The sequence below is a fragment of the Propionivibrio dicarboxylicus genome (assembly GCF_900099695.1).
GTDB classification, from domain to species: Bacteria; Pseudomonadota; Gammaproteobacteria; order Burkholderiales; family Rhodocyclaceae; genus Propionivibrio; species Propionivibrio dicarboxylicus.
Map to the genome: position 1 here is coordinate 561198 of NZ_FNCY01000001.1, position 21787 is coordinate 582984.

At 60.7% G+C, this 21787-nt stretch carries 24 protein-coding genes; 7 read left to right on the plus strand and 17 right to left on the minus strand.

Annotated features, from left to right (window positions below; genetic code table 11):
• Positions 1 to 77 precede the first annotated feature (77 nt).
• From BLR25_RS21745 to BLR25_RS02755, 3 genes are all read left to right on the plus strand, one after another.
• Positions 78 to 299, plus strand: a complete 222-nt coding sequence (locus BLR25_RS21745; protein ID WP_091932931.1) for a helix-turn-helix transcriptional regulator — start codon at positions 78 to 80, stop codon at positions 297 to 299.
• A gap of 172 nt (positions 300 to 471) precedes the next feature.
• Positions 472 to 2730 carry an AAA family ATPase gene (locus BLR25_RS02750; RefSeq protein ID WP_176785720.1) on the plus strand — a complete coding sequence of 753 codons (2259 nt, stop codon included), beginning with the start codon at positions 472 to 474 and terminating at the stop codon, positions 2728 to 2730.
• Positions 2727 to 3281 (plus strand): hypothetical protein, encoded by a 555-nt coding sequence (locus BLR25_RS02755; RefSeq protein WP_091932937.1) that lies wholly within the window; start codon positions 2727 to 2729, stop codon positions 3279 to 3281. The genes BLR25_RS02750 and BLR25_RS02755 overlap by 4 nt, the downstream gene beginning before the upstream one ends.
• A 584-nt stretch (positions 3282 to 3865) precedes the next feature.
• On the opposite strand, the gene BLR25_RS20865 is transcribed toward BLR25_RS02755, so the two are convergent.
• The 15 genes from BLR25_RS20865 to BLR25_RS02830 form a co-directional block, all read right to left on the minus strand.
• Positions 3866 to 4060 (minus strand): hypothetical protein, encoded by a 195-nt coding sequence (locus tag BLR25_RS20865; protein WP_143009745.1) that lies wholly within the window; start codon positions 4058 to 4060, stop codon positions 3866 to 3868.
• Positions 4061 to 4673: 613 nt separating this feature from the next.
• Positions 4674 to 4862: a hypothetical protein gene (locus BLR25_RS02765; RefSeq protein WP_143009746.1), complete on the minus strand. Its 189-nt coding sequence runs from the start codon at positions 4860 to 4862 to the stop codon at positions 4674 to 4676.
• A 98-nt stretch (positions 4863 to 4960) separates the two neighbouring features.
• Positions 4961 to 5875: an alpha/beta hydrolase gene (locus BLR25_RS02770; RefSeq protein ID WP_091932948.1), complete on the minus strand. Its 915-nt coding sequence runs from the start codon at positions 5873 to 5875 to the stop codon at positions 4961 to 4963.
• A 100-nt stretch (positions 5876 to 5975) separates the two neighbouring features.
• On the minus strand, positions 5976 to 7370 hold the full coding sequence (gene uxaC / locus BLR25_RS02775) for a glucuronate isomerase (RefSeq protein WP_091932952.1): 1395 nt from the start codon (positions 7368 to 7370) through the stop codon (positions 5976 to 5978).
• A 22-nt stretch (positions 7371 to 7392) separates the two neighbouring features.
• A complete protein-coding gene (locus BLR25_RS02780) occupies positions 7393 to 8571 on the minus strand; it encodes a UxaA family hydrolase (protein WP_091932955.1) in 1179 nt (392 codons plus the stop codon).
• A gap of 21 nt (positions 8572 to 8592) precedes the next feature.
• A complete protein-coding gene (locus tag BLR25_RS02785; RefSeq protein ID WP_091932960.1) occupies positions 8593 to 8868 on the minus strand; it encodes a UxaA family hydrolase in 276 nt (91 codons plus the stop codon).
• 26 nt (positions 8869 to 8894) lie between these two features.
• On the minus strand, positions 8895 to 9659 hold the full coding sequence (locus BLR25_RS02790) for an SDR family NAD(P)-dependent oxidoreductase (RefSeq protein ID WP_091932964.1): 765 nt from the start codon (positions 9657 to 9659) through the stop codon (positions 8895 to 8897).
• A gap of 28 nt (positions 9660 to 9687) precedes the next feature.
• Complete coding sequence (locus BLR25_RS02795) at positions 9688 to 10380, minus strand: RraA family protein (protein ID WP_091932967.1); 693 nt, start codon at positions 10378 to 10380, stop codon at positions 9688 to 9690.
• A 39-nt stretch (positions 10381 to 10419) separates the two neighbouring features.
• Positions 10420 to 11778 carry a TRAP transporter large permease gene (locus BLR25_RS02800; RefSeq protein ID WP_091932970.1) on the minus strand — a complete coding sequence of 453 codons (1359 nt, stop codon included), beginning with the start codon at positions 11776 to 11778 and terminating at the stop codon, positions 10420 to 10422.
• Entirely contained in the window at positions 11769 to 12263 is a 495-nt protein-coding gene (locus tag BLR25_RS02805) for a TRAP transporter small permease (RefSeq protein WP_091933667.1), read from the minus strand. Before BLR25_RS02805 ends, BLR25_RS02800 begins: the two co-directional genes overlap by 10 nt.
• 56 nt (positions 12264 to 12319) lie before the next feature.
• Positions 12320 to 13300, minus strand: coding sequence for a TRAP transporter substrate-binding protein (locus BLR25_RS02810; protein ID WP_091932973.1), 981 nt, complete (start codon positions 13298 to 13300; stop codon positions 12320 to 12322).
• Positions 13301 to 13491: 191 nt separating this feature from the next.
• Complete coding sequence (locus BLR25_RS02815; protein WP_091932976.1) at positions 13492 to 14220, minus strand: FadR/GntR family transcriptional regulator; 729 nt, start codon at positions 14218 to 14220, stop codon at positions 13492 to 13494.
• A 127-nt stretch (positions 14221 to 14347) separates the two neighbouring features.
• Positions 14348 to 14611 (minus strand): KTSC domain-containing protein, encoded by a 264-nt coding sequence (locus tag BLR25_RS02820; RefSeq protein ID WP_091932980.1) that lies wholly within the window; start codon positions 14609 to 14611, stop codon positions 14348 to 14350.
• A gap of 31 nt (positions 14612 to 14642) precedes the next feature.
• Positions 14643 to 15323 (minus strand): DsbA family oxidoreductase, encoded by a 681-nt coding sequence (locus BLR25_RS02825; RefSeq protein WP_091933671.1) that lies wholly within the window; start codon positions 15321 to 15323, stop codon positions 14643 to 14645.
• A 26-nt stretch (positions 15324 to 15349) separates the two neighbouring features.
• The gene (locus tag BLR25_RS02830) at positions 15350 to 16192 is read right to left on the minus strand and encodes an oxidoreductase (protein WP_091932984.1); all 843 of its coding nucleotides are present in this window, start codon (positions 16190 to 16192) and stop codon (positions 15350 to 15352) included.
• A gap of 224 nt (positions 16193 to 16416) precedes the next feature.
• On the opposite strand from BLR25_RS02830, the gene BLR25_RS02835 reads away from it, so the two are divergent.
• Positions 16417 to 17832, plus strand: coding sequence for an MFS transporter (locus BLR25_RS02835; protein WP_218122600.1), 1416 nt, complete (start codon positions 16417 to 16419; stop codon positions 17830 to 17832).
• Between the two features lie 64 nt (positions 17833 to 17896).
• The gene (locus BLR25_RS02840) at positions 17897 to 18541 is read left to right on the plus strand and encodes an HAD family hydrolase (RefSeq protein ID WP_091933680.1); all 645 of its coding nucleotides are present in this window, start codon (positions 17897 to 17899) and stop codon (positions 18539 to 18541) included.
• Between the two features lie 72 nt (positions 18542 to 18613).
• Here BLR25_RS02840 and BLR25_RS20870 read toward each other — a convergent pair whose 3' ends face one another.
• Both BLR25_RS20870 and BLR25_RS02845 read right to left on the minus strand, forming a co-directional pair.
• Positions 18614 to 18898, minus strand: a complete 285-nt coding sequence (locus BLR25_RS20870) for a hypothetical protein (RefSeq protein ID WP_143009747.1) — start codon at positions 18896 to 18898, stop codon at positions 18614 to 18616.
• 442 nt (positions 18899 to 19340) lie between these two features.
• Positions 19341 to 19850: a DUF2284 domain-containing protein gene (locus tag BLR25_RS02845; RefSeq protein WP_176785721.1), complete on the minus strand. Its 510-nt coding sequence runs from the start codon at positions 19848 to 19850 to the stop codon at positions 19341 to 19343.
• Positions 19851 to 20032: 182 nt separating this feature from the next.
• Between BLR25_RS02845 and BLR25_RS02850 the strand changes: the two genes are divergently transcribed.
• Complete coding sequence (locus tag BLR25_RS02850) at positions 20033 to 20434, plus strand: hypothetical protein (protein WP_091932990.1); 402 nt, start codon at positions 20033 to 20035, stop codon at positions 20432 to 20434.
• 185 nt (positions 20435 to 20619) lie between these two features.
• Positions 20620 to 21765: a rhodanese-like domain-containing protein gene (locus BLR25_RS02855; protein WP_091932994.1), complete on the plus strand. Its 1146-nt coding sequence runs from the start codon at positions 20620 to 20622 to the stop codon at positions 21763 to 21765.
• The last annotated feature ends 22 nt before the right edge of the window (positions 21766 to 21787 follow it).

Genomic DNA, 21787 nt, shown 5'->3' on the forward strand with positions numbered 1-21787 from the left:
TGGGGATGGGCATCTAACGCCGTTTTGATATAAATAATACGAAGCCATGTGCATAACGTCTCAGAAAGGGCGAAAACATGGCATCACATACCAGAAGCATCCCCGAAGCGCTGGTTCACTTCGATTCACTTCCTGATTCCGCCAATGTTCGTCAGCCCGTAGTTCAGGCTCTTATCGGTTGTTCATCGGCAACCGTCTGGCGAATGGTAAAGCGCGGCACACTGCCTGCCCCACGAAAGTTATCCGAGCGCGTGACCGCCTGGAACGTGGGAGATCTTCGCAAAGCCCTGGCGGCGTAAAGGGGGCTGAGATGACGAACAAGAAAAAGCCGCGCACGGCAGGCACCGGCACGGCTAAAAGAGATACCACTGTCACAGACTCCGATACTACCAGACCGGCACTATTTGGTTGTCTAAAACAGAGCAAAATAGAACGTCGCCAGAAGCGCGGATGGCAGAAAGGCGGGCGACAATGATGACCAACGTCGACCGCATCCGCGAAGCCCTGCAATTCATTGATGCCAGCGACCGAGTGACATGGCTCCGCATAGGCATGGCGATCAAGTCAGAGATTGCAGACGCCGGCTTTGATCTGTGGGAATCTTGGAGCCAGCAAGCTGAGTCCTTCAACGGCAAGGACGCTCGGGACGTGTGGAAGAGCATCAGGGCTGGCGGCAAGGTAAGCATTGGTTCGCTTTTCTATGAAGCCAAGGCGAACGGCTGGCACGATGATGGCGGGCATCAAATGCCGACACCGGAAGAGCTTGCCGAGCGGCGGCGGATTGCAGCAGAACGGGCAGAGAAAGAGGAAGCCGAGATAACCCGCGAACGTGCCGACACGGCAGCAAAGGCGGCGGCGATCATGAAAGCGGCGACCGAAGCGAAAGCCGATCATCCCTATCTGGAACGCAAGAGAGTTTTACCGACACCGACTCTGCGAGAGATTGACTCGAGTAAGGCGGCTGCGATATTGGGCTACTCCCCGAAGTCGAGCGGCGACCTGCTGACCGGGCGCTTGTTGGTAGTTCCTGTCAAACAAAGCGGCAGTATTTCAACGCTGGAACTGATTGATGGCGACAAGCGCAAGGCGGCATTATCCGGGCGCGGTAGCAAGGTGGGCGGGTATTGGGCAACCGAACGCCTGCCAGATAGCAAGAGCTCTGGCCTGACTTTGTTGATAGGTGAAGGCGTGGCGACCGTGCTATCCGCATCGACGGCGACAGGGAAACCCGGCATAGCGGCGCTGTCATCGGGCAACTTGCCAACGGTGGCAAAGACCATGCGCGAATGCTACTCGCAAGCGGCGATAGTGATCCTGGCTGATCTGGTGAAGACGACCGGCGAACCAGATCCACACGCAATCGAGGCGGCGCGATCTGTCGGCGGGAAACTGGCAATTCCAGACTTTGGTACTGACCGCGATCCCGACATGACGGACATGAATGACCTGTTCATTCTTGGCGGGGCGGACGCCGTAATAAGCGCCGTAACGAGCGCGAGCGAACCGACAAATGGAGAGCATCAACCCGGTGATGGTAATGCGCCAGCCGGCGAATATGCGCGGGATGTGAATCTGATTCGGGCAAGTGAGCTAACCCCAGAACCGATAACCTGGCTTTGGAATGGCTGGCTGGCGGCGGGCAAGATGCATGTCTTTGGCGGCGCACCAGGCACCGGCAAGACGACAATCAGCATGGGGCTGGCTGCGACCGTGACAACCGGTGGACACTGGCCGGATGGCACCCGCTCCATTGCCGGAAATGTTGTGATCTGGAGTGGCGAAGATGACCCCGCCGACACCCTAATACCGAGGCTGGCCCTGTCGGGGGCTGATCTGTCCCGCGTTTATTTCATTGCTGACATTCGGGAAGGCAACGAGCGGCGATCTTTCGACCCTGCCCGCGACATGGAACCGCTACGGCGCAAGCTGGCCGAAATCGGCGGCGTGCGACTGCTGATTGTTGATCCCGTGGTTTCCGCCATTGCCGGAGACAGTCACAAGAATGCAGAGGTGCGACGCGGACTGCAACCGTTGGTTGATCTGGCTGGCGCGATGCGCTGCGCCCTGTTGGGTATCACGCACTTTTCCAAGGGAACAGGCGGACGCGACCCCGTAGAGCGATTGACCGGAAGCCTGGCATTCGGCGCGCTGGCCCGCGTGGTGTTGGTGGCAGCGAAGCATCAGGAGGAAGGCGAAGACGGGCACACCGTGCGGCTTTTCTGCCGGGCAAAGTCGAACATCGGACCGGATGACGGCGGTTTTGAATACGACTTGCACCAGGCCGAACTGAAAACGCATCCTGGCATCTTCGCGTCATCTGTGCTGTGGGGTGATGCGGTAGAAGGTGCTGCACGTGAATTGCTGGCGACGGCGGATGCAACTGGCGACGATGGCGAAGGCGGTACCCTGGCAGATGCCAAGCGATTCCTTGCCGACTTGCTGTCAGATGGCCCTTTGCCAACAAAGACCATCAAGGTGGATGCCGATGGCGCGGGGTACTCCTGGGCAACGATCAGGCGGGCACAAAAGGCGCTTGGAATTGAACCAGCCAAGGAAGGCATGAAAGCCGGATGGGTTTGGCGGATGCCTGGACAGGGAGCCGTGAAAACGGTCCTTGAAAACGCGAAGATGCTCAACAATGCCGAAGATGCCCAACAAAAAGTGGTGAGCACCTTCGGGAAAATTGAGCACCTTCGTAATGAATTAGGCGCGGTCGAGGTGGAAATATGACCCCGGCGACGATCATCCGCGAGGCTCAAGCGGACGGGGTAAGACTGACGCTTTCCCCTACTGGCACCATCAAAGCGACCGGCGACGGCGCGGCGGTAAATCGCTGGCTAGCTGCAATCCGCGAGAGCAAGACGGACATCATCGAGGCACTACAGGCGGCGAACGATTCAGACTGCGGCGGATTGCCCCCTCTCAATGATTCCGACGAGAAGCGGATTCTTACCTGGTTGGCATCCGTTGGCGAAACGGACACGGTGACGATTGGCGAGGTGATCGACAAATGCCGCTGCGACTTTGACGCAAGAAACTATTTTATCGGGCGGGTAGCGGCGGAACTGACTAAGCCAGAGCCATTCTCCGATGACCGCCACCGATGCGCCGAGTGCCGGAACCTGCGCGGCGGTATTTGTTCTGTCTCAAGGCCGGGAGGGCCGGTGTCTGCTATTAAAGGCTACCGGCCTGTCGCCAATGTGTTGCAACGCTGCGAAGCATTCAACGATAACTACTATTCAACGCGCGTGTACGACGGCCAGGGTTTTGCGAGGCCCTAAAGGTAGGTGATGACAGTCGTGCGCGCGCGTGCGAGAAGCCGATAGGCGCGATTTCCGCGCACATTTCTAAACAGCCGATAGCCATAACCCGTAGCAAAGGCGCGGGTTGTGCGTATGGATGGGGAAAATAACTGAACGAATATCCACGCGAATATCCGCGCATACCCACGCATACCGGGTAGGGGATATGCAATGGGTGGAATTTAACCTTCCATGGGTCATCGACGGCTTATTGCTGGTGTATGAAAGAACAAAGGCCGCGAATGGCTTGACGGCAACTCCGGGTCTAATTCCCAGCGCGATCAAGTCAATGCAGCCTTTGGGTGGCGCACTCCGCACACTTTCAGATTATGAGTCCGACGCGCAAGCTCCATCACCGCCGACAGTATAGAAGCAAAGAACTCCAGATGCTACTTCGGCTGATCGCGCAGAATACCGGGAAAGCTGAAAAGGAACGCCCCGCAGGGCTACCGGAGAATTCGGCCACCCAAGATAGGCTAGCGTCCTCTACTCCGCCGTTTACGGGGCTGGATCTAAGTCTAGGGGAGCTTGGCGGCGTTGTTAAACGACTGAGGGGCGACAATTTACTTAAGCGATGAGTGCCTTCGGGGGTTGGCAAGGTGTAGCCAATCGTCGAGTTCTTTGGCCTTTTCGAGGGAATGCTCACCGTCATATGCCCTGGTCAACCACGCGACATCCCCGTCGAATCGCTCCGCGATGCAGAGCTTCATCAATTCTTCTTCGATCTGCTCGGTAGTCATGCGGGTGAAATCGGTCATTGTAGGTATCCTTTGGGGCGTTAGCCCAACGGGCGTACGTTCGTTAAGGCGGTTGCAAACGAATATCGTAGACCGGTAAATATCGTAGTTTATGCTAGCATCAAAGCATGCCCCCATTCGTTTCGGACGTTTGACCGAAGGTAGTAAGGTCTAATGCCAGCTACTCATCGGCCGATGGGGGATACTTCCACAGTTCTTTCTCTATTCGTTTACTCGTCAAACTTTGGAGCCCTTTCACGGCAAAGGCTAAAGACGAGGTGGAAGGGCATATTCTAGCGGTCCTGCCATAAACGGCCTATACTCCGGCGGTCACTTTGGGGGCTTACCGTGGGGGCGGATTCACCGGCTAGGAGTCCTGTCTACAAAGCCCGATGTGCCGGACGCATCAGCAGAAACGGGGTATCTGCTCCAAAGTGGCCGTCGGCATAGTTTTCCTAGACGTTCGGAACCCAAGCAATTTATCGGCGATGTTGGCTACACTCTCAAGAAACGTGCACCAATACGTGTACCACCATCAAATGTCTAGTGATGGAAATCCAGTATTGGCAACGTTTTCGGCCATTACTCTAGATTCAGATTCACAAATGACACTCGGATTCCTCGGCGCGCCGGCTTACCAGCGCCGGAATCCGTGGCCGTGGTGCGAGAACCCGCGGAACGGTGCGGGCGGCGGGACGAAGCCGCGGTAGGAGGAGTAACCCGGACCCGGACCGTAGTAGGCGCCGTGTGACGGATAGACGGCGCAACCCGACAGTATCGCGATGCCGGCGGCCAGTAAAACAGTCTTGAGTGAGGTGCTCATGAACGTCTCCTTGCGTGTGTTCATGTGTCCTTAACGCGTTGGCATCATCCCCGACTGACGGCGTTTGACAGCGAAGTTGTTGCCAAATGTTTCCGGGTCTATTCCGCGTTCCGTTCGTTAGCGAGGAACCCGTGGGCGGCGAGCCATTCGGCTGCCAGCGTCGTCCATCCGTGGGCCGGTGTATCGCGGGCATCGCGGATGCCAAAGCCGTGGCCGCCCCGGTTGAAACGGTGGAGCGTACAGTCGACGCCGGCGGCGAGCGCCGCAGCCTTGAACAGCCGGCTGTTTTCGGCCGGAACGACGGCGTCGTCGTCGGCGACGGCGAGGAAACACGGCGGGGTTTCCGGGCGCAACCCGTTCTCGGCGGAATGGCGATGGATCCGGGCGGGCGACGGCGAACTACCGAGCAAATTGTCGCGCGACTCGCAGTGGGCGTGCGGATCGGTCATCGAAATCACCGGATAGAGCAAGAGCATGAAATCGGGACGCGCCGAAAAGGCGGCGAGGTCGTCGATGCGGCGGCCGACCGGGCGATCGAATTGCGTGCCGAGCATGGCGCCGAGATGGCCACCGGCCGAACAGCCGAGGAAACCGATGCGGGCCGGGTCGAGCCCCCAGTCACCGGCATTTTGGCGCAACACGCGTATGGCGCGCTGTGCGTCGGCAAACGGGGCGTCGGGGCCGTCGGCGTGACCTTCGGCGGGAAGCCGGTAGTGCATCAGCAGGGCGGTGACACCGAGCGTGTTGAGCCAGAGCGCCATCTCCGCCGATTCCTTGTCGAGCACGATGCGTCCGTAGGCGCCGCCAGGGGCGACGATGACGGCGGCGCCGTTGGGTTTGCGCGGGACGAAGGCGGTCAGTCGGGGGCGGGTGATGCCGGTCAGGATGCGATCGGGCCAGCACGGATGACAGCTGCGTTCGGTGACGGTTTCCCGGATCGACAGCTGTTCCGAGCCCGGTCCGACAGCGTCAGGCCAGAGCGTAATGACATCCAGCGTCTGCAACGCGCTCATGACGGTCCTTATTTAGTCAGGTCCGAAAACACTCGGATGCACAAAAAAACCGGCCAGAATGGCCGGTGAAATCGAGGACGTTATCGGGCGGCCCTCCGCCCTAGAAGCCGAAATAATCGCGCGCATTCTGATGGCAAATGCCGCGAACAATGGTGTCGAGCGCCTCCGAATCGTCGGGGTACTCGCCGTCCTGGACCCAGCGTCCGAGCTGTCGGCAGAGCAGACGGCGGTAATACTCGTGCCTCGGGTAGGAGGCAAAGCTGCGCGAATCGGTCACCATGCCGACCGAGGTGCCGAGGGCGCCAAGGTTTGCCAGCGTGACGAACTGCTCGAGGTTGCCTTCCTTGTGGTCGTTGAACCACCAGGCCGGACCATACTGGATCTTGCCCTTGACCGGTCCCGTCTGGAAATTGCCGATCATCGCGCCAAGGACTTCGTTCATTGCCGGGTTCAGGCAGAACAGCATGGTCTTCGGCAACTGGTCGTCGCGCTCCATGCTATCGAGCAGTGCGGCCAGTCCTTTGGCATAGCTGTGGTCAGCGATCGAGTCGTAGCCGGTGGCTTGTCCGATGCGGCCGACCATACGGGTATTGACGTCGCGCAAGGCGCCAATGTGCAGGCACATCGCCCAGTTGCGTTCGGCATAGGCGCGGCCGAGTCGGTCGAGCATGACGCTATGGTATTCGCCGATTTCTGCCGGCGACAACGCTTCACCGCGCATCCGCTTGGCGAAAAGCCGCTCGGCGACATCGGTAGCGGGAATGACGTCGGCCAGCGGCACGTCAATGGCATGATCGGAGATGCGTGCGCCAGCGGCATCGAAGGTGTCGATACGGTCGATCAGCGCGTCGATGAGGGCGGCAAACGAGGCGATCGGCACGCCAATGCGGCTGCCGAGCTTCTCCAGGTAGGCGGGGAACCCTGGTGCGTTGATGGCCATGGCGCTGTCCGGCCGGTAGGCGGGGATGACGCGAGTCTTCAGCGCAGAAGCGCCAATCGCGCGATGTTCGGCGAGATCGTCGGCCGGGTCGTCGGTCGTACAGGCGATGTCGACCCGCGCCTGCTCGAGGAAACTCCAGGTGTCCATGTGCGCCAGTCGGGCGTTCGCTTGTTCCCAAATGGCATCAGCATTTCTTGCGTTGATCGGCAGGTCGATCCCGAACAGCCGGCGCAGTTCGAGGTGGCTCCAATGAAAGATCGGATTGCCGATGGCAAGCGGCAGGATGCGGCAGAAAGCGTCGAATTTCTGACGCACCGGGCGATCGCCGGTGATGAAATCTTCGGTGATGCCGCAACTGCGCATCAAGCGCCATTTGTAGTGATCGCCGCCGAGCCAGAGTTCGGCGAGATTGGCGAACCTGCGCCGCCCGGCGATTTCACGGGGGATCAGATGCGAGTGGTAATCGATGATCGGCAGCGTTGCGGCGACGTCGTGATAAAGGCGTTGTGCCACGTCGGTGTCGAGCAGAAAGTCCTTGTCCATGAAGGCGCTCATCTTGGTCTCCGGTACGTTCGGATCAGCGGCAACAGGCTTTGCCGTAATCGAAATCCTTGTAGGTCAGCACGAACTCGACGTGCCCCAGTTTTTCGGCTTTGGTCGGCATGCCGGACGCCGTGTTTTCGATCGCCCGAAGAATGTCGTCGGCGACGTCGTCGAGCGTCGCTCCCTCACTGATGATGCGTCCCGCATTGATGTCCATGTCATCGCTCAGGCGGGCATAGGTTTGCGGGTTGTTGCAGACTTTTATGACCGGCGCGATGACCGAACCGATGACCGAACCACGGCCGGTGGTGAACAGGACGATATGACAACCGGTGGCGATGAGTTCGACGATCTCGGAGGTGTCGCAGATGTTGGGATAGCCGAAGCGCGGTTCGCCGTCGGGCACCACGTCCATGAGGTAGAGACCGGGCTTCGTCGGTATTTCGGTCGGACGGATGACGCCGCTAATCTTGCCGTCGCCCGACTTGGCGTAGGCGCCCAGCGACTTCTCTTCGAGTGTCGTCAGTCCGCCGACGGCGTTGCCGTTGGAGAAGCTGCCGAGGCCCATGGTCGAGTAGTAATCGCGCGCCTTGCTCATCGCCGCGTCGATGTCCCGACGGACCGATTCGTCGGCGGCACGTGCCATCATGTGCGGCTCGCAACCGATCAGTTCGCCGCTTTCCTCGAACATGCAAATGGCGTTGTCGGCGAGCAGGCGGTCGAAGGCACGGCCGACGGCCGGGTTGCCGGTGATGCCGCTGGTACCGTCGGATCCGCCGCAAACCGTGCCGATGATCAGGTCGCCGAATGTCATCGCGCGTCGCGGTGTGGCGGCGATCGTGGCAAGCATTTCGCGCACGCGACGGCAGCCTTCGGCGATGCTCGGTGCGGTGCCGCCGGTTTCCTGGATGACGAGCGTCTCGCAGGGCCGGCCGCTTTGGCGGATCTCCTGGTGCAAGCGATTCCGGTCGAAGTTCTCGCAGCCGAGCGAGACGAGCAGGACTGCGCCGACATTGGCGTGGGTGCACAGGTTGCGCACAAGGCGGTGGCCGTAGTCGGAAGGATAGCAGCCGGGGAATCCGAAATACTGGACGTCGGCGGTGAAGCTTTCGGCAATGCGCTTGGCGACATGATGGGCGCATTCGACGAGAAAGACGACCTGCACCGTATTCCTGATGCCAAGTTTGCCGTCCTGGCGCACGTATCCTTGCATGGGGTTCCTCTTTATGCCGGACTAATGATGAAAACCGACGATGTAGTCGCTCTTCAGGTTATGGGTATGAATATGATCGCCCGGGGCAATCGCTGCCGTCGCAGAACCTATGCTGGCGCCATATTTTCTGATTTTTTCGCCGATGGCGATGGCCTCGATCGACAGCTTGTGGCCGAGATCGACATCGGCGTTGGCGATCACGGATCCACCGTCGTAAGCGACCGCCTCCCCGCGCCGGACATCATCCAGCATAACGATGCAATTATCCTGACGGTGCAGGCGCAATCCTCTTTTCATGGCGTCTCCCGGATTGGCACGGCGACTCAGAAGCCGATCAGCGCGCCGCCGTCGACGATCAGGACGTGGCCGTTGACGAATTTTGCCGCATCGCTGGCGAGGTAGCAGGCGGCCCAGCCGATGTCTTCGGGATCGCCGAAGCATTTCATCGGCGTGCGGCCGAGGATCTTGTTCTTGCGCGCATCGTCGCCTTCGATGGCCTTGCGCAGCATCGGTGTGTCGATCCAGCCGGGGGCGACGCCGTTGACGCGCAGACCGTCGGCGCCAAGCTCCGTGGCCAGGCCGTGGATCAATCCGAGGTAGGCCGATTTGGCGGCCGCATAGCCGGTGACGAAGGGTTGGCCGAGGAAGGAGGTCATCGATGCGGTGAACAGGATGCAGCCTTTGCGATGCGCCTTCATGTGCGGCACCAGCGCCTTGGTCAGCGCGAATGCGCCGACGACATGGACATCGAGCACCGATTCAAAATCGGCGACGCTCATTTGTTCGATCGGCTTCTTGCAGTGGTTGCCCGCATTGTTGACGAGAATGTCGATGCGCGGATGTTGCTTGAGCAAGTCGCCGACCCAGGCCTCCGTCCGGTCGGTGTCCTGCACGTCGAAGGCCGCAGCGTGTGCATTGGGTCCGAGGCTGGCGGCGGCTTGCCGCGCCTTGTCGAGATCGCGGCCGACGATGATGACCGTGGCGCCTTGTGTCAGCATGCACTGGGCGATGGCGTAGCCGAGGCCGCTGGTGGCACCGGTGATGAGCGCCGTCCTGCCTTCGAGCGAGAAGGCGTTTGCTGTTGTCATTAGGTGTGTCCTTGTCCGGTGGGTTGCGTCACATGATACCGAAGGTCTCGAAGGCCTCGACGGTGGGCATGCCTTGCTGCAGCGCCTTGAGGACCTTGTTCTCGTCTTTTGCCTTTTCGAATGCGCCGATGAAGGCTTCGTCGACCTTGTCCTTGGGCACGACGAGCACGCCGTCGCGATCGCCGAAAATGACATCGCCGGGATTGATGCGAACGCCGTCGATTTCGATCGGTACACGCCAGTCGATGACTTTTCCGCGTGGCCCCTGGTCCTGCGCATAGCTGCCCATCGACGCGACCGGAAAGCCGAGCCGCTCGATCTCGTTGGAATCGCGATGATAGCCGTGCAGCACGGCGCCGGCAGCGCCGCATTTCATCGCACGCGTGGACATCAGGCCGCCCCAGAGGGCGTAGCGCAGCGACGATCCGGTGCAGATGTAGATCTCGTTGTGCTTGAGGTCGTCGAGTGCCTGGAACATCAGGCCGAACGGCTGTTGCGAAAGGGGCGAGCGACCTTCGTATTTTTCGGCGAAGTGGTCGGCTTCGAGTACCGGCATGGCACGACCGATCAGCACCATGCTGTTCTGGATGGGCTTGATCTGCGCCGGCAGAAACTGGTGCTGGCAGCCGAGCTTGTCGAGAATGTCGCCGACCAGCGCGACGAAGAGTTTCTGCTTTGCCAGCGCGAAGAGTTCGTCGTCATTTTTCCAGGGCGTTTTCATGTGAGTCCTTTAGGCGTGTGAGGGCATTGGGCGGCTCGGTCAGTAAACCGGCGCGCCCTTCAGCAACGAGGGAATCCAGGTGGAGAACCACGGGACGTAGGTGACGACGCCCATGACGGCGAACAGCGCGCCATAGAACGGCGTGATCGTTTTCATGACTTCCTCGATCGAGACGCCGCCGATGGCACAGCCGACGAACTGGGTACCGCCGACCGGCGGCGTATTGAGGCCGAGCGCGCAGTTGAGCAGCATGACGATGCCAAACTGGACCGGGCCCATGCCCATCTGCAAGGCGATCGGCAGGAACAGCGGCGTACAGATCAGGATCGTCGCCGCCATGTCCATGAAGGTGCCGAGCAGGAAGAGGATGATGTTGATCAGGAAGAACATGACGAGCGGATTGCTTGTCGTGCCGAGCAGCATTTGCGCCGTCTTGTCCGGAATCTCGAGGATCGCCATGATGTACTGGAGCATCGTGCTGACGCCGATCAGCAGCAGGATGACGCCGGTCGTCTTGGCGGCCTTGGCGGCGGCTTTCATCAGCTTGTGCCAACTCATCGAGCGATAGCCGAGGAAGGTCAGCAGCAGTGAGTAGGTGACGGCGATACCGGCGGCTTCGGTCGCTGTCGTCACGCCCATGATGATGCACGTGAGGATGATGACGACGACGAACATACCCGGAATGGCGGCGACGAAGGAGACCAGGATCGCCCGCCAGCCGGCGAAGGGATCGAGCGTGCTCGAACCGTCGGGCTTGATCGGAAAGCCGTTCTTGAGCGCCACCCAGTACGCGGCGGCGAGCATGCAGACCATCAGCACGATGACCGGGAGGACGCCGGCGAACATCAGTTCGCCGATCGACACGCCCTTGCTCATGATGTTGGCGCCGGCCAGCATGCCGCTGGTGCTCGAGGCGGCGAAGGCGTAGATGATCATGTTGTGCGAGGTCGGCATCAGCGCGCCGGCGAGGGCGGCGTGCGTCGTCACATTGACGGCGTAATCGGCGCTGTAGCCTTCCTTCTTCATCATCGGGATCATGACACCCCCCATCGCCGAGACGTCGGCGGTCGGCGAGCCGGAGACACCGCCGAAGATCGTGCAGGCGACGACGTTGGCCATGCCGAGGCCGCCGCGCCAGTGTCCGACCATGTTGCGGGCGAAGGTGACGATCTTGTCGGCGATGCCGCCGTGCAGCATCAGCTCGCCCGAAAAGATGAAGAAGGGGATGGCCAGGAAGGAGAAAACGTTCATCCCGGAAATCATGTTCTGCAGGGCGAGTTCGAGCGGGAATCCCTCGGCGACGAAGGTCGCCATGCAGCTCAGACCGATGGCCACCGCCACTGGCAGGCCCATCAGCAGAAAGAGGGTGAAGGTGATGCAGAGGACGATCAGTGCCATGACGGAGTCACTTCCTTGCCGGTGAACATTGCGATCAGATGCTCGATCGAAAACAGGATGAAGAGGGTGCCGGCGATGATGCAGGGAACATAACGCCAGGCTTCCGTGATGCCGATCGATGTAATGCGGTTGGGATAGACGGAAATGGCCATCAACGTGCCGCACCAGATCAGCGCAGCGCCGAACAGAATGGTCAGGTAGCCGTTCATGTTGCCGACCCAGAATTGCAGGGGTTTCGGCAGCAGCCCGACGAGCGATTCCATGCCGATGTGGCCTTCGTCGCGAATGCCGGCTGCAGCGCCGAACATGGCGACGTTAATGACCAGCAGCAGGGCGACCTGCTCCGACCATGACGGCGCATTATTGAGCACGTAGCGCCAGATGACGGAACCGAGGACGGTGCCGACGATGCCAAGCAGCGAGGCGACGGCGATGTACATCGCCCAACGAGACAGATACTCGTTCAGTTTGGTCAGCCAATGCATTTGCATACTTCCTCAGAGGCGCGCGAAGACCCGCAGGTCCTCGCGCGGGGGTTCGGTTACTTGGTGTTGATGATCTTCTGCAGCAGCGACTTGAGTTCCGGCGTGTTGGCGTACTTGTCCCAGACGGCTTTTTGCGAATCCGAGAAGGACTTGCGATCGATGTCCTTTGGTTCGATGAAGGTGACCTTGTGGGCGATCAGCGCTTTCTTGGCGTCGTCCTGCTTGGCGACCCAGAGCTTCACGTAGTAGGGAACGGAGTCGGCTGCGGCCTTGCGGATCGCCGCCTGATCTTCCTTGGTCAGCGTGTCCCAGACCTTCTTCGAGAATACGAGGAATTCCGGCACCATGACGTGCTGGGTTTCGCTGAATATCGGTGCCGATTCGAAGTGCTTTGCCGTTTCGTAGGACGCGTAGTTGTTTTCGGCCGCGTCGACGAGGCCGGTCTTCAGGGCCGTGTAGAGTTCAGCGTAGGGAATCGGCGTGGCGTTGCCGCCCATCGCTTCCATGACGCTGATCCACATGTCGGAGGGCTGGACACGAACCTTGAGGCCCTTCATGTCGGCCACCGAGCGGATCGGTCTTTTCGCGTAGAACGAGCGGGAACCGGCCTCGTAGGCGGCGAGCGCGACGAAGCCGACTTTCTCGAACGAGGCGCGCAGTTCATCGCCGACCGGGCCGTACATCACCTTGCGGAAGTGCTCGATGTCACGGAACAGGAAGGGCAGGTTGGGAATCACCGTTTCGGGCAGCATCTGGTTGAAGTCGGAGCCGCTGATCCAGGTCATGTCGATGGCGCCGATCTTCACCTGTTCGATGGCGTCCTTGGCCGAGCCGAGCGTGCTGCTGCCGTATACCTTGATGCCGTACTTGCCTTTGGTGGCGGCGGAGATGTCGTCGCCCATGTGTTTGAAAGCGACTGACGCCGGGTAGTCCAGCGGGTGAACGATGGCGCCGCGGAAGTCGCGCGCATGCGCTGTCGTGAGGGTGAAGGCGGTTGCCAGCGCCAGGCCGATCAAGGCCTTGATAGGTTGTTTCATGGTTTGCTCCTGGGAATGAATTGAAACGGGGGACGATGTTCTCCAACTCAAACTGCAGGCTGGCCGGCGCTTGCCGAATCCAACCTATAAACCTGTACAACACGTTGACAGATTAGCATAGTGATCGGGCATGTCAACGCTGTGCCGTGGCGTGGGTGCGGGGCTTGTTTGTCGGTGTTTTTGCGCGGACGCTAGCAGCGGGTATCGTCGATGGCCTTTTTCAGCAGTGCTGACACCGGCGCGTTGAAATGTTCCTCGATGGCCTGGCTGGCGGCGCTGGCATCGCGCTGGCAAATGGCGCTGACGATCCGGTCGTGCAGATCGACGATGTGGGCCTCGGTGTGGTTGCTCACCTGGCTCTCGATGCCGACGCGCATCGATTCCTCCAGCGGTGCGCGCAGGGCCCGGATGATGATCTGGAAAAGCGGGTTATGGACCGCATTGGCAATGGCGATGTGCAGTTCGTAGTCGCGTTTGATCCACTCCGGATGCGAAATCGGTTGCTCGTGCAATCGCTTGCCGGCGGCTTCGATCGTGGCCAGATCCTCGTCGGTACCGTGGGTGGCGGCGAGAACGGCGGCCTGCATTTCGATTACCCGGCGCAATTCGAGAATCTGCGTCGGGCTGATCTGGCTGGTCGCGGCGGCATAGGCAAAAAACTGGGCGAGTACGCTCGGATCCATTTCGCGAATGCGCGGTCGCTTGCCGCTCTGTACGGAAAGCACCCCGATCGAGGCGAGCGCCCGGTAGGATTCGCGGACAATGCCGCGGCTGACCTGGAGCATTTCCGAAACCTTGACCTCGCTCGGCACGATGTCGCCGACTTTCAGGCGCTTTTCCGAGATAAGGCCGAGAAGAAAGCGGATGACCTGCGACGACAGGGTTTCCTGCTGCATTACCGGGACGACGTAGTCTTCCATGCGGGCGATCCAAAGAAGAATGGGTTGCCCCGATTATATCGAGCGAAACGCAAACCTGTCCAACAGGTTGTGACGGGCCTGTAGAAGGACGTCTTCCCGGAGAATTTGCCGCGGGCGCCGCGCGATCCTATTTGAACAGTGCGTCGAGCGGGTTGCCGCCGGCTTTCGAGGCAGTGCTGCCGGCGACCTTGCGGCCGGTGTATTCCTCTTCGATCGCGTCGCGGTAGACGCTCCAGGCCGACGCGGAGGTCGAGAGTCGGCGCCACAGTTCGCTGCCGATGCCGGTGTATTCGATCAGGCTGCCATCGTCGAGTTCGACGCGCAGCAGTCGCTCGCGCGCGTCATAGCCGACGCTGCGCAGACGGCCGGATTGAATGTGTTTCATTTCCATGGCGGGTTCCTTGTATGCAGGGCGCGTGTTCTCAGGGTGCTGTCTGTTCCGGGCTTTCTCCGGCGATTTCACGCAAGGCCTGGACGAAGAGTGACACCGGCTGGGCGCCTGAAATCAGATGGCGTGAGTTGAGGATGATGGCCGGCACCGAGTGGATGCCGGCGTCGGTGTACAGGCCTTCGATTCGGCGGAGTTCGTCGGCGTAGTCGTTGCCGTCGAGGATCTCGCGGGCGCGGCTGACGTCGAGTCCGACATCGGCCACCGCGCCTAACAGGATGGCGTGTGATGCCGGGCTTTCGCCGTCGGTGAAATAGGCGCCGAACAGGCGTTTCTTCAAAGCGTGCTGCAAGCCGCCGGGTTGGGTGGAGGGCAGACCCGCCCAATGCAGCAGGCGATGCGCGTCGAAGGTGTTGTAGATGCGGTCGCGGCCTTCGCGCCGGAAGACGAAGCCGACGTCGGCGCCGCGCTGCCGGATCGCTTCGCGGGCCTGCGCTTGCTGTGCCGGCGTCGTGCCGTACTTTTGCGTCAGGTGTTCGGTGATGTCCTGGCCTTCGGGGGGCATGCCGGGATTGAGTTCAAAGGGCTGGAAGTGGAGTTCGGCGGTGATTTCCGGGGCCGTCTCGGCCAGCGCCTGTTCAAGCGATGCCAGGCCGATGGCACACCAGGGGCAGGAAATGTCGGAGACGAAGTCGATTCTGAGTGTGGCGGTCATCGGGATGTCCTCGGTGGGGGATCGGTTCATTGTCCGGCGGGAAAATCGGCGCCGAGCGTCAGTTCCCGCCAGTGCTCGATTTCGCGCTGCAAGGCTTGCAACTTGTCGTTGACGGTATCGTGGGCCGGCCGTCCGAGCAGCAGATGGCGCGGCGATTCCGGCGCTTCGACCGCGGCGATGATCGCGGCGGCCGCGCGGGCCGGATCGCCGGGTTGCTTGCCGTTGTAGCCGCGCGTGGCGATACGTCGGGCGCCGGCGGTGTCGGCATAGTCGGCGATGGCGTGCTGTGTCAGGCGCAGTCCGGCGCCGGCCCAGTCGGTGCGGAACGGTCCCGGCTCGACCGCCGTCACCCGGATGCCGAGCGGTTCGACTTCCTTGGCCAACGCTTCGGTCAGGCCTTCGACGGCGAATTTCGTTGCGTTGTAATAGCCGACGCCGGCGAATCCGACGAGGCCGCCCATCGACGAGATATTGACGATGTGACCGCTGCGCCGTTGCCGCATGCCCGGCAGCACGGCGCGGGTCATTGCCGCGAGTCCGAAGACATTGGTATCGAACATCGCGCGGATCTCGGCCTCCTCGCCTTCCTCGATCGCCGCCAGATAGCCGTAACCGGCATTATTGACGAGCACGTCGATGCGCCCGAAGCGGGCTTCGGCACGCTGCATGACGTCGGCGATCTGTTGCGGTACGTTGACGTCAAGCGCTGCGATCAGCAGTCCGTCATTGGCAGGGAATTCGGCGAGGGTCTCGGGCTTGCGCGCGGTCGCCACCACGCGGTGTCCCCGCGCCAGCAGCGCGCGCACGAGTTCGCGGCCGAAACCGCTCGAACATCCGGTGATCAGCCAGACAGGCCGGTCGTTTTGCATGGCAGTGCTCCCAGTCAGAGAAGATCCGATGCAACATCATGCCAAAATTCCGGGCGGCGAGTCATCGCGTTGTCATTGTCGACGGGCATCGGCGATCTTGCCCAACAGACACGCTTCGCTCGCTTTGGTTCTGTTCACCTTTGGCGAATACGCCGGCCGGTGCGCCGACGATCGAAATCGATCGGTATAATTTCCGGATTCATCCTTCCCCAGGCGTTTTCGCCGTGACTCCTTCGACAGCTCCGGATCAGGACGGCCTGCCCGTACCGACGCGCTATGCCGCCATGGTGGTGGTGATCCTCGGGATCACGATGTCGGTGCTCGACAGTTCCGTCGTCAATCTCGCCTTGCCGACCATTGCGCACGAACTCGATGCGTCCGCTGCGCAATCGGTGTGGGTGATCAACGCCTATCAGGTCTGCATCCTGGCGCTGTTGCTGCCGTGCGCGACGCTGGGCGATCTGATCGGCTATCGGCGCGTCTATCTCAGCGGACTCATCCTGTTTACGCTGGCGTCTTTTGCCTGCACGCTCGCCGGATCCTTGCCGGTACTGGTGGCGGCGCGTGCGTTGCAGGGATTGGGGGCAGCCGGGATCATGTCGGTCAATCCGGCGCTGGTGCGGCTCATTTATCCGCGCCATCTGCTCGGGCGCGGCGTCGCGATCAATTCGGTGGCGGTGGCGACGGCTTCGGTCGCGGGTCCATCGCTGGCCGCGCTGATTCTCTCGCTGGCGTCCTGGCCCTGGTTGTTTGCGATCAACCTGCCGATTGGCGCCATCGTGTTGTGGTTGGGCTTTCGCGTGCTGCCGAAAAACCGCACGCCGCCTTTGCCGGGTGCGCGCTTGTCCCTTGTCGACGTGTTGCTCAACGTCGCCACGTTCGTCCTCGTTTTCTTTGGCGCCCACGGTCTTGGCACGCGCGGCGACAGCACCATGGCGACACACAGCCTGACGACCGGCGCGGCCCTGCTGGGGGTCGGTGTGTGCGTCGGTGTGGTATATCTGCGGCGCCAATGGCGCTTGCCGGTGCCGATCTTTCCCGTGGATTTGCTGCGCATCCCGGTGTTCGCGCTGTCGATGTGCACCTCGGTGACGGCTTTTGCCGCACAAACGCTGACCTCGATCGCCCTGCCTTTCCTGCTGATCGTGGCGTATCGCCATTCGCCGGCACAGGCCGGATTGTTGATCACTGCCTGGCCGCTTGCCGTGGTGGTGACGGCGCCCCTGGCCGGGCATCTGATCGGCCGCTATCCCGATGGCTTGCTCAGCGGCATCGGCCTCGCCCTCCTGGCGACCGGTCTTGGGCTGTTGGCGACCATGCCGGCGACGCCGAGCGATGTCGATATCATCTGGCGTCTGGCGCTGAGCGGCGCCGGTTTCGGCCTCTTTCAGTCGCCCAACAACCACACGATCGTCACCTCGGCGCCACTGCATCGTGCCGGCGGGGCCAGCGGCATGCTGGCGACGGCGCGCCTGACCGGGCAGACCTGCGGCGCCATGACGATGGCGATCGTGTTCACGCTCACCAGTCTGCACGATGGCGCCGGGCCGGCTGTCGCCCTGAGCTTGGCCGCCGGACTGGCCGGCGCGGCGGCGGTCTTCAGTCTTCTGCGTTTGCGGCACGCGTCGGCCGAGCGCTGACCGGTGCGTGCTATGCTCCTGCGTTTTTGCGCGGCCAATGCCGCTTGGCTGAACTGAGATGACAATGCGAGAAATACGCGCGGTATTGTTCGATAGCGACGGCACCCTGGTGGATAGCGAGGTGCCGGCGATGGACGTGCTGCACCAGATGGCGGTGGCGGAGGGGCTGCAATTCACGCGCGAGGAAGCGCACCGCCAGTTTCGCGGTGTGCGCATGTCCAGGATCGCTGCCTGGATTGCCGAACGCGTGCCGGAGGCTGGCGACAATTTCGAACAGGACTTCACGCAGCGCTACCGCGAAGCCAGTGTCCGCCGCTTCAAGGAGGATCTCGCGCCGATGCCGGGCGCGCTGGAGTTATTGCAACGTCTGCATATTCCTTTCGGCGTCGTCACCAACGGTCCGATGGAAAAGGTGCAGCTGACGCTCGACCTGACCGGTCTGTTGCCCTATGTCGGCGACCGCATCTACAGCGCCTACGACCACAGCTGTTTCAAACCCGATCCGGCCTTGTTCCTGATTGCCGCGCGCGATCTCGGTACCGACCCAGCGCATTGCGCAGTGGTCGAGGACAGCGTCCCCGGACTGCTGGCCGGCGTTGCGGCGGGAATGCGGGTATTCTCATTGCATCCGCGCGAAGGCGTGCCGGAGGCGATTGCCGACAAGCTTACCTATATTGGCGGTTTGTCGGACTTGATCCACCACCTCTAGAGCGGTCGGAATATTCTGCAATTGCTGGCGCGCTGATGGTCCGGGAGACGATGACATTCGCACCTGCGACGACTATTCGTATTTGCCATGCGCGAAAAAATTCATCAACTTGTCGGCCGGGTTGCGTTCGGTGGTGGCCTGATGACTGGCGAAGAATTTGCGGTATGCGTCAGGATCCTTTCTGGCCAGTTCGGCAAATTCATTCATCGTCATTCCACGAGGTGGCTGCTGGGGCGATCCCTGAAACCGGGAAACGTCTCCGCTGGGATGTGCGAGGCCGACGAGTTTCATGAGATCTTCGCTGCGCCATGCCAGGCCACAAATACCGATTAACAACAGGATGAGCAGTTTTTTCAAAGAGGGCCTCCGTGCAGTCTTAACCGCGCTCGTCGGTTGGGGGCAGCTGGGTCTATCGGATGTGCGCCGTCACCTCATGCGCCGAGGTTACGCCAATGGCATCGGTATGGCAACGGCTTAGGGGAAATCGTGCTTTGGGGATGAGGAGTCGTCTAATGCGGTCCTGCCCTGCACGTATCATTGGCCTTGCGCGGGGAGTGTCGGTGGCAATATGCCAAAGTGTGAGCGACAGCTGTCATTGCAGCGTGAAGCGATTTGCATGAAGGCAATTGGCAGAAAAAAACGGAGGGCGTGGTACGGCTCATCTTTGAAGACCTGCGACGCGAATATGATCGGCGCTCTTTATAGCCGTGATTGCGGGTGAGCGACCAGGAACTAGTTCTCGTTTGCAGTTGTTGGCGAGCATCGGCGGTGCGCCGTGCTGAGTGACTGCAGGCCAAATTTAACGTGCGGAGAGCGCCTGTTCGAGGTGCCTGGCCGAGTCGCAATTGGCGCAGAGCAATGCACCGACAAGCGTCAGCGTGTCGGGTGTCTTGTCGGCGGCCCACGCCAGGCGATGCCCGAGTAGTTCTTCTGTCAAGGTACTGACGTCGAAACCAAGCGACTCGAGCGAATAGCGCATCCGCGCCGGTGCGCAACAATCAGCCCCGCGCGCGCGGACGCAATCGGAACAGCCGAAACATTGGCCGGCGATGATGGCGGTGGTTCCGGGGCGCTCGCAGCCGATCAGGATTTCGCCAAGATGGCGGCGCGCCGCCTGAAATTGCGCTATCAAGGCATTCATGTCGTCGGGAGTGCTTACCGCTGTCTGCCACATGATGAGCACCGCGTGCGTCCATTCCGGCAAGGCTGCCAGCGGCTGACTGTCGAAGGGTGGACAGGACCAGAATTTGCCGTACATGCCGCAGTCGCGGCAATAGCCTTGAATGCGATTGACATCATAGTGCCGCATGATCGCTGCCTTGCTGACAACCGCCGTCCGTAGTTGCTGGGAAGTGTGCATATAAAAACTGGTTCGATGACGGACTAAAGACGCGTGCAAACGGTGGGCGGGCCGGAGCGGAGAATATGGTATTTGCAAATCCGGCGCAAAAGGATCAACATGCTGCAAAAAAAATCGGCAGGGGAGGGCGAATGAGTCACGAACTGGTTTGGGAGTCGGACGGTGTTCTGGTGTGCTATCACGGGCATCTGACGATCGTTGAAGTCGCTCAGGTGGCCCGATTGTATCAAGCGGATGAACGTTACGATTCACTCCGCTACATTGTGCATGACTGCCGACAATGCACAGGCGGATCTTATTCGACGGAAGCCTTGCTCGAGTTGGCGGCGACGGATGGCGTGGCCTCCCGGCAGAATCCCGATACCCGCATTGCGATCGTGGCGACGCATCCCGACGTCGTAAGCCTCGTCCAGGAATACATTTCGACCGGCATGAATCGCCATGAGGTCCGCCTGTTTTCGGCGATGGACGAAGCGCGGCAGTGGGCGATGGCCGAGAGCAGAAGTCGGCGTCCTTGGGGACTCTGCCTGTAATTCCCCCGTCTCGAATTGCAGGAAGCAGAAACTTTACGCCGGAGTGCTTGTCGCGGTCGGACAACTTCGGAAGCTACCTAACCAATGCCCCTGTATATTCGTAAGTGGTAATATTAGAATTCAATTACTTCACGGTCTGCCAACTCGGCATTGGCGACTGATAACAGGGTCATTCAGGAGGGCTTATGTGGAAAACATGCTTGCAATGCGCCGGGCGCCGGTTACTGACGGGCGTTGTGCTGGTGGCTGTCGGTTTCAATGTGGTGGCGGCCGATCTCAGGAGCCAGCCGCGTGAGGGCTGGTACGTCAAAGGTTTGGCCGGTTACGACGAAGTGCGTGGCAAGGTCGACATTCCGCCGGTGAAGGATGTCATGATCATCGACTCGCGTCCGGCGGCACGGCAATTCGATCCGGGTCATATTCCCGGGGCGATCAATATTCCCGACAGTCAGTTCGACAAGCTTGCCGACAAGTTGCCGGCAGACAAGTCCGCGTTGCTGATTTTCTACTGCGGTGGTGTCGATTGCATGTTGAGCCACAATTCTGCGTTCAAGGCCGAGAAGCTTGGCTATGCCAAAATCATGGTATATGCGGAAGGTATGCCGGACTGGAAGGAACGCGGTGAAGGTGTATCGGTCTCGGCCGCCTATATCAAGAAGCTGATCGACGACAAAGCCGCTTACGCGTTGATCGACGCCCGGCCGCGTCGCGTCGCTGAGAAAGGAATGATCCCGACGGCGATCAATATTCCGGACAGCGAGTTCGACAAGCACCTCGACAAACTGCCGGCCGACAAGGCAACGCAGCTGATTTATTACTGCGGCGGCCTCGATTGCGTGCTTTCCGATAAATCGGCGGCGAAGGCGAAGAAGCTTGGCTATGCGAACGTGGTGACCTATCCGGAGGGCTATCCGGAATGGGAAAAGCTGGCCGGTGCGGGTGCCGCCAAGTCGGCGACAGCCGCTGCGACGGCGTCGGCCGACGGCGCTGCGCTCGCCTACGGCAAAGAAAAGGGAACGGTGACGGTAGAATCGTTCGAGAAGGTGTGGAAGAGCGCGCCGCAATCGATCCATCTCGTCGATGTGCGTGACCTGCGCGAGTTCAACGCCGGGACGATCAAGGGGGCCGTCAACATTCCGGTTGACGATCTCGATGCCAAGGTCGCGTCGCTGCCGACCGACAAGCCGGTGATTTTCTTCTGTGCTACCGGCGCCCGCTCCGGCGAAGCCTATGACACGGTGAAGGCCGCTCGCGCCGACGTCAAGGCCTTCTTCCTCGATGCGAACATCAAGTTCGCAGCCGATGGCAGCTACACGATGAAGCAGAAGTAAGGACGGACTTTTCCGGGAAACG

Excerpts from the sequence above, each read along its gene's own strand:
- BLR25_RS21745 (WP_091932931.1), top strand. The coding sequence starts at position 78 with ATGGCATCACATACCAGAAGCATCCCCGAAGCGCTGGTTCACTTCGAT.
- BLR25_RS02750 (WP_176785720.1), top strand. The coding sequence starts at position 472 with ATGATGACCAACGTCGACCGCATCCGCGAAGCCCTGCAATTCATTGAT.
- BLR25_RS02755 (WP_091932937.1), top strand. The coding sequence starts at position 2,727 with ATGACCCCGGCGACGATCATCCGCGAGGCTCAAGCGGACGGGGTAAGA.
- BLR25_RS20865 (WP_143009745.1), bottom strand. The coding sequence starts at position 4,060 with ATGACCGATTTCACCCGCATGACTACCGAGCAGATCGAAGAAGAATTG.
- BLR25_RS02765 (WP_143009746.1), bottom strand. The coding sequence starts at position 4,862 with ATGAGCACCTCACTCAAGACTGTTTTACTGGCCGCCGGCATCGCGATA.
- BLR25_RS02770 (WP_091932948.1), bottom strand. The coding sequence starts at position 5,875 with ATGAGCGCGTTGCAGACGCTGGATGTCATTACGCTCTGGCCTGACGCT.
- uxaC (WP_091932952.1), bottom strand. The coding sequence starts at position 7,370 with ATGAGCGCCTTCATGGACAAGGACTTTCTGCTCGACACCGACGTGGCA.
- BLR25_RS02780 (WP_091932955.1), bottom strand. The coding sequence starts at position 8,571 with ATGCAAGGATACGTGCGCCAGGACGGCAAACTTGGCATCAGGAATACG.
- BLR25_RS02785 (WP_091932960.1), bottom strand. The coding sequence starts at position 8,868 with ATGAAAAGAGGATTGCGCCTGCACCGTCAGGATAATTGCATCGTTATG.
- BLR25_RS02790 (WP_091932964.1), bottom strand. The coding sequence starts at position 9,659 with ATGACAACAGCAAACGCCTTCTCGCTCGAAGGCAGGACGGCGCTCATC.
- BLR25_RS02795 (WP_091932967.1), bottom strand. The coding sequence starts at position 10,380 with ATGAAAACGCCCTGGAAAAATGACGACGAACTCTTCGCGCTGGCAAAG.
- BLR25_RS02800 (WP_091932970.1), bottom strand. The coding sequence starts at position 11,778 with ATGGCACTGATCGTCCTCTGCATCACCTTCACCCTCTTTCTGCTGATG.
- BLR25_RS02805 (WP_091933667.1), bottom strand. The coding sequence starts at position 12,263 with ATGCATTGGCTGACCAAACTGAACGAGTATCTGTCTCGTTGGGCGATG.
- BLR25_RS02810 (WP_091932973.1), bottom strand. The coding sequence starts at position 13,300 with ATGAAACAACCTATCAAGGCCTTGATCGGCCTGGCGCTGGCAACCGCC.
- BLR25_RS02815 (WP_091932976.1), bottom strand. The coding sequence starts at position 14,220 with ATGGAAGACTACGTCGTCCCGGTAATGCAGCAGGAAACCCTGTCGTCG.
- BLR25_RS02820 (WP_091932980.1), bottom strand. The coding sequence starts at position 14,611 with ATGGAAATGAAACACATTCAATCCGGCCGTCTGCGCAGCGTCGGCTAT.
- BLR25_RS02825 (WP_091933671.1), bottom strand. The coding sequence starts at position 15,323 with ATGACCGCCACACTCAGAATCGACTTCGTCTCCGACATTTCCTGCCCC.
- BLR25_RS02830 (WP_091932984.1), bottom strand. The coding sequence starts at position 16,192 with ATGCAAAACGACCGGCCTGTCTGGCTGATCACCGGATGTTCGAGCGGT.
- BLR25_RS02840 (WP_091933680.1), top strand. The coding sequence starts at position 17,897 with ATGCGAGAAATACGCGCGGTATTGTTCGATAGCGACGGCACCCTGGTG.
- BLR25_RS02845 (WP_176785721.1), bottom strand. The coding sequence starts at position 19,850 with ATGCGGCACTATGATGTCAATCGCATTCAAGGCTATTGCCGCGACTGC.
- BLR25_RS02850 (WP_091932990.1), top strand. The coding sequence starts at position 20,033 with ATGAGTCACGAACTGGTTTGGGAGTCGGACGGTGTTCTGGTGTGCTAT.
- BLR25_RS02855 (WP_091932994.1), top strand. The coding sequence starts at position 20,620 with ATGTGGAAAACATGCTTGCAATGCGCCGGGCGCCGGTTACTGACGGGC.